The organism is Methyloceanibacter sp. (assembly GCF_035650995.1).
Taxonomy (GTDB): domain Bacteria; phylum Pseudomonadota; class Alphaproteobacteria; order Rhizobiales; family Methyloligellaceae; genus Methyloceanibacter.
The window spans coordinates 1-7,600 of record NZ_DASRGO010000134.1; the positions used below are offsets into that span (position 1 = coordinate 1).

The 7,600-nt window shown below is 65.7% G+C and carries 10 protein-coding genes; 6 read left to right on the forward strand and 4 right to left on the reverse strand.

Features of this window, described 5'->3' with window-relative positions; translation table 11 throughout:
- A partial coding sequence (locus VFB18_RS10120; protein ID WP_324974450.1) for a glycoside hydrolase family 3 N-terminal domain-containing protein occupies positions 1-288 on the forward strand: 288 nt, incomplete at its 5' end.
- 172 nt (positions 289-460) lie between these two features.
- On the opposite strand, the gene cydB is transcribed toward VFB18_RS10120, so the two are convergent.
- From cydB to VFB18_RS10140, 4 genes are all read right to left on the reverse strand, one after another.
- Positions 461-1,498, reverse strand: a complete 1,038-nt coding sequence (gene cydB / locus VFB18_RS10125; RefSeq protein ID WP_324974453.1) for a cytochrome d ubiquinol oxidase subunit II — start codon at positions 1,496-1,498, stop codon at positions 461-463.
- Positions 1,495-2,874 carry a cytochrome ubiquinol oxidase subunit I gene (locus VFB18_RS10130; protein ID WP_324974456.1) on the reverse strand — a complete coding sequence of 460 codons (1,380 nt, stop codon included), beginning with the start codon at positions 2,872-2,874 and terminating at the stop codon, positions 1,495-1,497. Before VFB18_RS10130 ends, cydB begins: the two co-directional genes overlap by 4 nt.
- A gap of 128 nt (positions 2,875-3,002) precedes the next feature.
- Positions 3,003-3,530: an O-acetyl-ADP-ribose deacetylase gene (locus VFB18_RS10135; RefSeq protein ID WP_324974458.1), complete on the reverse strand. Its 528-nt coding sequence runs from the start codon at positions 3,528-3,530 to the stop codon at positions 3,003-3,005.
- Between the two features lie 37 nt (positions 3,531-3,567).
- Complete coding sequence (locus tag VFB18_RS10140) at positions 3,568-4,071, reverse strand: c-type cytochrome (protein WP_324974460.1); 504 nt, start codon at positions 4,069-4,071, stop codon at positions 3,568-3,570.
- Positions 4,072-4,246: 175 nt separating this feature from the next.
- Here VFB18_RS10140 and VFB18_RS10145 point away from each other — a divergent pair, with 175 nt between their 5' ends.
- Genes VFB18_RS10145 through VFB18_RS10165 form a run of 5 tightly spaced genes read left to right on the forward strand, consistent with a single transcriptional unit; the run spans position 4,247 to position 7,423 of the window.
- The gene (locus VFB18_RS10145; RefSeq protein WP_324974463.1) at positions 4,247-4,663 is read left to right on the forward strand and encodes a Fur family transcriptional regulator; all 417 of its coding nucleotides are present in this window, start codon (positions 4,247-4,249) and stop codon (positions 4,661-4,663) included.
- 15 nt (positions 4,664-4,678) lie between these two features.
- The gene (locus VFB18_RS10150) at positions 4,679-4,891 is read left to right on the forward strand and encodes a hypothetical protein (RefSeq protein WP_324974465.1); all 213 of its coding nucleotides are present in this window, start codon (positions 4,679-4,681) and stop codon (positions 4,889-4,891) included.
- On the forward strand, positions 4,888-5,640 hold the full coding sequence (gene aztA, locus VFB18_RS10155; protein ID WP_324974467.1) for a zinc ABC transporter ATP-binding protein AztA: 753 nt from the start codon (positions 4,888-4,890) through the stop codon (positions 5,638-5,640). Before VFB18_RS10150 ends, aztA begins: the two co-directional genes overlap by 4 nt.
- Positions 5,637-6,503 (forward strand): metal ABC transporter permease, encoded by an 867-nt coding sequence (locus VFB18_RS10160; protein WP_324974468.1) that lies wholly within the window; start codon positions 5,637-5,639, stop codon positions 6,501-6,503. Before aztA ends, VFB18_RS10160 begins: the two co-directional genes overlap by 4 nt.
- A gap of 23 nt (positions 6,504-6,526) precedes the next feature.
- Positions 6,527-7,423: a metal ABC transporter substrate-binding protein gene (locus VFB18_RS10165; protein ID WP_324974470.1), complete on the forward strand. Its 897-nt coding sequence runs from the start codon at positions 6,527-6,529 to the stop codon at positions 7,421-7,423.
- The last annotated feature ends 177 nt before the right edge of the window (positions 7,424-7,600 follow it).

Genomic DNA, 7,600 nt, shown 5'->3' on the forward strand with positions numbered 1-7,600 from the left:
ATCGATTTCGACGGCGTGGTGTTCAGCGACGACATGGAGATGGGCGCCGTCGCCCAGAGCTATTCGCTCGAGGAGCGGGTGATCAGGGCGGTCAACGCCGGAACCGACATCATCGTGTTCTCGAATGTCGGCAGCCACGACCCCGATCTCGGGGCGAAGATCCACGCCATCGTCGCCGCAGCCGTGGCCGACGGGCGCATCTCGCGGCTCAGAATCGAGCAGGCCAACGACAAGATCAAACTGTTGAAGCGGCGCCTCGCCCAGCACGAGCTGGCGGGCAAGTGGTAGGCCTCAGGCCCGCATCGAGGGACACGGCATGGGCATGATCAGCACGTTCGCGGCGCTCCTTCTCCTGCTCGCCATCGCGCTGTGCCTGGTGCTCATTCCGTTCGTGCTGTTCCTGATCTGGTGGTGAGGTGATTGGCGCGAACGCCACTCTGTGCGGCGCCGGCGCCACTCGTCAGTGGTAGGTATCGTGCTCGGCCGCGTCCCAGAACACGTAATAGGAAGAGGCGGTGTAGGCGAGGATGATGGGCAGGATGGGGATCGCGCCGTAGAGCATGAAGAGCTGGCTCTCGGGCGCGGCGGCGGCCTGCCAGATGGTGATGTCGGGGGGGATGATGTAGGGGAACAGGCTCACCCCGAGCCCCGTGTAGCAGAGAATGAAAATGCCGATCGCAAGCAGGAAGGGCGCGTAGCGGTAGCGCTTGTTGAGCGTGATCCAAAGCGTCGCGATCGCCGCCGCCGTCATCACCGGGACCGGGCTCAACATCACCATATGGCCGGGCGTGAACCAGCGCGCGGCGATCTCGGGATGCATGATCGGCGTCCATAGGCTGAAGATCGCGATGAATACCGCAACGGCGATCAGCGCGTAGCGGGCGATGCCATAGGCCCAGTCGCGCAGCGCCTCGTCGCCCTTCATGATCAGCCAGCAGGCCGAGAGCAGGACATAGCCCGACAGCACGGCGATCGCCGTCGTCGCCGAGAACGGCGTAATCCAATCGAAGGGGCCGCCCGAGAATTTGTTGTCGGTGACGGCGAAGCCCTGCACGAAAGCGCCGATGATCGCCCCTTGCATCAGCGCCGCCAGCAGCGAGCCGCCGGCGAAGGCGGCGTCCCACATCCAGCGGCTCTTCTCGGACTTGAAGCGGAACTCGAAGGCGACGCCGCGCAGGATGAGCCCGATCAGCATTAGGATGATGGGGAGGTAGAGCGCCGGCAGCATCACCGAATAGGCGAGAGGGAAGGCCGCGAGCAGGCCGCCGCCGCCGAGCACGAGCCAGGTCTCGTTGCCGTCCCAGAAGGGCGCGACCGAGCCCATCATGGCGTCGCGGTCCTTGTCGGACGGGGCGATGGGGAACAGCGCGCCGAGCCCGAGATCGTAGCCCCCGAGCACGACGTAGAGAAATACGCCGAGCGCGAGGATCGCCGCCCAGGCGAGCGGCAGCATCACCGGAAGGATATCGCTCAACGTCGTGGCGGCGGCGTCGGTCATGGGTTGCCTGCTGCGGCCATCGGCCGGTGCGAGAGATCGGCTTCCTCCGGCGCCGGCGGTGCTTCTTCGGGGCCGCGCTGCACGAGCTTGATAATGTAATAGAGCCCGGCGCCGAACACGATGCCGTAGACGAGGACGAAGAGGATCACCGAGGCGAGCACGCTGCCCCCCGGCACGGGCGACACGGCGTCGGCGGTGCGCAGGATGCCGTACACGGTCCACGGCTGACGCCCGACCTCGGCGGTGAACCAGCCGGCCAGCACGGCGAGGAAGCCGAGCGGCGAGACCCAGGTCAGGGTGCGTAGGAACCAGCGGCTCTCGAACAGGCGCCCGGTGAGCCAGAGCACGGCCCCCGCGATGCCGACGGCGACCATGATCAAGCCGATGCCCACCATGAGGCGGAAGGCGAAGAAGGGGATGATGGGATCAGGCCGGTCCTCGGGCTTGAAGTCCTTGAGCCCCTTGACCTCGCCGTCCCATTCATGGGTGAGGATCAGGCTGCCGAGATGCGGCACCTCGACCTGATAGCGGTTGGTCTCGGCCTTGGGGTCGGGGATGGCGAACAGGATGAGCGGCACGTCCTTGCCGGTCTCCCAATGGGCCTCGAGCGCGGCGACCTTGGCCGGCTGATAGTGAAGCGCGTTCAACCCGTGCAGGTCGCCGAGCAGGATCTGGAGCGGCGCAAGCCAGACGAGAAGGCTCAAGCCCATGCCGAGCATGACGCGACCTTCGGGCACGCTTTTGGCGCGCAGGATGTACCAGGCGCCGATGCCCGCCACGATGAAGGCGGTGGTGAGATAGGCGGCCGCCACCATATGGGCGAAGCGGTAGGGGAAGGACGGGCTGAAAATGGCCTGCCACCAATCGGCGACGTGCAGCACGCCGCCCGCATCGACAGTGTAGCCCGCCGGCGTCTGCATGAAGCTGTTGGCCGACAGAATCCAGAACGCCGAGAGGAGCGTGCCGAACGCCACCATGCAGCTGGCGAAGAAATGCACCCATTTCGGCACGCGCTTCCAGCCGAACAGCATGATGCCGAGGAACCCCGCCTCGAGGAAAAAGGCGGTCAGCACCTCGTAGGCCATCAAGGGGCCGATGACGTTGCCCCCACGCCGGGACAGCTCGCTCCAGTTGGTGCCGAACTCGTAGGACAGGACGACGCCGGAGACCACGCCCATGCCGAAGGATACGGCGAAGATCTTGGTCCATTGCTGGGCAATGCGGAAATAGATGTCCTTGCCGGTCTTGAGCCACAGCGCCTCGAGCACGACGAGCCAGGCGGCAAGGCCGATGGTGAAGGACGGAAAGAGGATGTGGAAGGAGATGGTGAAGGCGAACTGGATGCGGGAAAGGAGGAGCGGATCCAGCTCTGGCATCGTTCGCTATGCTCCTGCTATATCCGGCCCGCTCTCGGGGAACGTGCGAGCCCACGAATCGAATGGAAGCAGAGTAACGCGGCGGGCGCGTGACGGGAACCCGCGAGTTGCCGCACGGTCTGCCCGGCTCAAGCGCTCCGGCGCGTGGCCTCGACCAGCGCGGCACGATGCGCCGCGAGACTCTCGGGGCCGAAACAGCAGAAGATGACGCGGCTTTCCTCCGGAAAGTCCTTCACTTCGTCGAGGACGGTGCTCACCGCAATCCGCGCGGCGCGTTCAGCCGGGAACCCGTAGATGCCGGTCGAAATGGCGGGAAACGCGATCGAGGACAGTCCTTGTTCGCGGAGACGTTTCAGGCTGTTGCGGTAGCAAGCGGCAAGCAGCTCGTCCTCGCCCCGCTCGCCCCCGCCCCAGACCGGACCGACGGCGTGGATCACGTAGCGGGCCTTAAGGTGGAAGCCGGGCGTGATCTTGGCCTCTCCCGTCTCGCACCCGCCGAGCTTGGCGCAAGCCTCGGCGAGCTTCGGCCCTGCGGCGCGGTGGATCGCGCCGCACACCCCGCCGCCCGGCGCGAGCGCGGCGTTCGCGGCATTGACGATGGCGTCGACGTCGAGGGCGGTGATGTCGCCCTCGACGATCTCGATGCGGCCGGCCATGCGCCATTGGAGGCCGATGGCGCCACGCGATCAAGGCCTATTGGGGTGAGGACTGCGTCTGCGTCGAACTCGCTTCTCCGGCAGCCTTATTGTTCGTCTTGATCCAGGCGATGATCTTCCACAGGTCGTCGTCGGATTTGACCACGCCGCCCATTTGCGGCATGGGTCCAACCACGCTCTCGGAGCCCTTGCGGGTATAGCCTTGCTTTTGCAATTCGTCGGTCCCGAGCGCGATCAGGCGGAACAGCGTGTCGTCATCGCTGCCGTAGACCCAGATCGAATTGGTGAGCGGAGGCCCCATGCCTCCACCGCCCGTGCCACCGTGGCAGCCGTTGCAGCCGGCGGCCATGAATTTCTGATGGCCTTCGTCGGCGACTTTTGCGGGATCGGGATAGGGACTCTTGAGCGAGCCTTTCTGCGCCTCCTTCGCGGTGTCGACCGGATTACCAGTGGCCGTTGCGACCTGGCTCTCGGCAATCAGGGTGAGAGCGGTAAAGGCGGCGCCGGCAACTAAGAGAAGGTTCGAAAGCACGTTCCTCATGGGGCTCATCCTCAGTCTGAGCCGCAAGGCCGCGCCCCCGAGTCGGCTGCGGCGGGGTTTTCAGGGTAAACGACGCGGAGGGGGGCTGGTTCCTGGTGGATTCCGGCCAATTCCGGCCCTTGTGCCGGGGGTCGGACTTGACGGCAGCCGCCTGTGTTATGTTATATCATCGCGCATGAACGCGGCCCCCCGGCATTCCCATTCCAAGCTGTCGCGCAATCAGAGCGAAATCCTCGCCTGCCTGCGCAAGGCGAAGGAGCCCATGAGCGCCTATGCCATCCTCGACCAAGTGAGGACGGCCGGCATCTCCCATCCGCCCACGGTCTATCGCGCCCTGAACGATCTGATGCAGAAGGGCATGGTGCACCGGCTGCAGTCGAAGTCGGCCTTCGTCGCCTGCGGCCACGGCGCCTGCGACGGCAAGTTCGCTTTCGCCATCTGCCGGAAATGCGACAAGGTGGTGGAGATCGCGCTGTCGGATGCGGACCAGGCGGCGCTGCTCAAGCTCGCGCCGGGCGAGATCGCACCCGAGCAGGTGACGCTCGAAATCGCGGGGCTGTGCGGAGCCTGCCGGCCGCACGGATCGGCCTAGCATAAGGATCACACAGTGCAGAGGGAGGTCCACATCGCGCGCAAGGATGCGGCCGTTCCGCCGAGGCCGAAGCATCATCGCCACGGCGGGCAGCAGGCTAGGCATCCGGCAAACCGAGGCCGCGCGAGCAACGTCTCGCTGCTCCGCCTCTCGGTCCCGGCGCGGATTCTGATCGGCGCGTCGGCTGCCGCCATCGTGTGGCTTTCGATCGGGTGGGCGCTCGCATGACGAAGCCCCTCATCACCATGCGCGACCTCACGCTCGGCTACGACCGGCACCCGGCCGTGCATCACGTCGATGTCGAGATCGGCTGCGGCGACCTCGTGGCGCTGGTCGGCCCGAACGGCGCCGGCAAGTCGACGCTGCTCAAGGGCATCATGGGCGAGATCAAGCCGCTCGGCGGCAAGATCGAACTCGACGGGATCGCCCGCCGTGACATCGCTTATCTGCCGCAACAGATCGACATCGACCGGTCCTTTCCGGTCACGGTGTTCGACTGCGCGGCAATGGGGCTGTGGCGGGAGATCGGCATCTGGCGCAGCATCGACGCTTCGCGCAAGCGGCGGGTCGCCGACGCGCTCGCGGCGCTCGGGCTCATCGACTTTGCCGGCCGGCAGATCGGCTCGCTGTCGGGAGGCCAATTCCAGCGCCTCCTGTTCGCGCGCCTCCTGCTGCAAGACGCAAGGCTCATCCTGCTCGACGAGCCGTTTCGCGCCATCGATGTCGGCACCGTCGCCGACCTCACCAAGCTGATCGAGCGCTGGCACAAGGAAGGCCGCACAGTGATCGCGGCGCTGCACGATATCGAGCAGGTACGGGCGCACTTCCCGACCACCTTGCTGCTTGCCCGCGAGGTGGTGGCCTTCGGGCCGACGCGCGCGGTGATGACGCATGCGAACCTGTCGCGTGCGGGCAAGGTCAGCGCCGCCTTCGACGAAGAGGCCGAGGTGTGCGAGCGGACGCCGGAGCCCGCATGATCCACGCGCTGATCGATCCGTTCATCGAATTTTCGTTCATGCGGCGCGCGCTGGTCGGCTGCCTCGCGCTCTCGCTCGGCGCGCCGCCGATCGGAGTGTTCCTCATGCTCAGGCGCATGAGCCTGATGGGCGATGCCATGAGCCATGCCATCCTGCCGGGGGCCGCCATCGGCTACCTCCTGGCGGGGCTTTCGCTGTTCGCCATGAGCCTCGGCGGGTTCGCCGCGGGGCTTGCCGTGGCGCTGCTTTCCGGACTCGTGACGCGTTCGACGGAGCTCCGCGAGGACGCGAGCCTCGCCGCCTTCTATCTCTGCTCGCTTGCGCTCGGCGTGCTGATCGTCTCGGTGCGCGGCAGCAGCATCGACCTGTTGCATGTGCTGTTCGGCACCGTGCTCGCGCTCGACGATCCGGCGCTCTACCTGATCGGCGCCATCGCCACCGTCTCTACGCTCGTGCTCGCCGTGATCTGGCGCCCGCTCGTGGTCGAATGTTTCGATCCGCAATTCCTGCGCTCGGTGAGCGGGGCGAGCTCCCCGACCCATTTCGTCTTCCTCGTTCTCGTGGTAATGAACCTGGTCGGCGGATTCCAGGCGCTCGGCACGCTGATGGTGGTCGGCATCATGCTGCTTCCCGCCATCACCGCGCGCTTCTGGGCGCAAGACATTTCGGGTCTCGTGGCGGTCTCGGTGCTTGCCGCCTTAGCGGCAAGCGCCACAGGCCTGCTCTTGTCCTACCACGCCAACCTGCCGACCAGCCCGGCCATCATCCTCATGGCAGGGGCGGGCTACCTCGTCTCGATGCTCGCCGGCGCCAAGGGCGGCCTCGTCTGGCGGCTCATGCCGCGCAAGCATCTCGAAGCTTGAAGCTAAAGAAAGGAGTTCGTGTCATGACAAGACGGCCGTTTCTCGTTGCATGGATCGCGCTCGCGGCGCTTCTGGGTCTCGCGCCAGGGGCCTTCGCCACCGACAAGTTGAAGGTCGCAGCCTCGTTCTCGATCCTCGGCGACATAGTGAGGCAGGTTGGCGGCGACCGGGTCGAGGTCGTGACCTTCGTCGGGCCCAACGGCGACGCCCACGTCTACGAGCCGACCCCCGCCGACGCCAAGGCTCTGTCGCAATCCAAGATCCTGTTCATCAACGGGCTCGGGCTCGAGGGGTGGATGACGCGACTCGAGAATTCTTCAGGCTTCAAGGGCAAGGTGGTGACCGTATCGGACGGCGTTAAGCCGAGGCAGATGGTTGAGGACGAGAAGACCGTCACCGATCCGCACGCCTGGCAGGACCTCGCCAACGGCAAGATATACGCCGCCAATATCCGCGACGCGCTCATCGCCGCCGATCCTGCCGGCAAGGCCACCTACGAGGCGAACGCCAAAAAATTCATCGACGCGATGACAACGATGGAGAGCGAGGTGAAAACGGCGATCGCCAAGCTCCCGCCGGAGCGACGCAAGATCATCACCACGCACGACGCTTTCGGCTATTTCGGCGCGGCCTATGGGCTCGAGTTCATCGCGCCTGAAGGCGTGAGCACCGAGAGCGAGGCATCGGCCCAGGATGTCGCCAAGATCATCACCCAGATCAAGCGCGACCACATACCGGCGGTGTTCCTTGAGAACGTGACCGACAGCCGCTTGCTGGATCAGATCGCGCGCGAGACGGGTGCCAAGATCGGCGGCACGCTCTATTCGGACGCTCTGTCGGCGCCCGACGGCCCGGCCGGGACCTATCTCGACATGTTCCGCAACAATGTCGAGGTGCTCTCCGCCGCGCTCTCGGCTTAACGACCCGCCCCGAGACGGGGGCGTTCTCCTCAAGATGAGGGGCCCCCCTCATCCTCTGGGCAAGCGATGAGTTTCATTCAAAAATCTCGTCGATATCGCGGCGGCCGTCGAGAATGCGGACGAGTTCCGCAACGCCGTCGCGTACTCGGTAGAAGATCACATAAGGGCCGGACGAAG

Bases quoted from the DNA above. Each gene is read 5' to 3' on its own strand.
- VFB18_RS10135 (WP_324974458.1), bottom strand. From the start codon at position 3,530: ATGGCCGGCCGCATCGAGATCGTCGAGGGCGACATCACCGCCCTCGAC.
- VFB18_RS10165 (WP_324974470.1), top strand. From the start codon at position 6,527: ATGACAAGACGGCCGTTTCTCGTTGCATGGATCGCGCTCGCGGCGCTT.
- VFB18_RS10145 (WP_324974463.1), top strand. From the start codon at position 4,247: ATGAACGCGGCCCCCCGGCATTCCCATTCCAAGCTGTCGCGCAATCAG.
- cydB (WP_324974453.1), bottom strand. From the start codon at position 1,498: ATGACCGACGCCGCCGCCACGACGTTGAGCGATATCCTTCCGGTGATG.
- VFB18_RS10140 (WP_324974460.1), bottom strand. From the start codon at position 4,071: ATGAGGAACGTGCTTTCGAACCTTCTCTTAGTTGCCGGCGCCGCCTTT.
- VFB18_RS10160 (WP_324974468.1), top strand. From the start codon at position 5,637: ATGATCCACGCGCTGATCGATCCGTTCATCGAATTTTCGTTCATGCGG.
- VFB18_RS10130 (WP_324974456.1), bottom strand. From the start codon at position 2,874: ATGCCAGAGCTGGATCCGCTCCTCCTTTCCCGCATCCAGTTCGCCTTC.
- aztA (WP_324974467.1), top strand. From the start codon at position 4,888: ATGACGAAGCCCCTCATCACCATGCGCGACCTCACGCTCGGCTACGAC.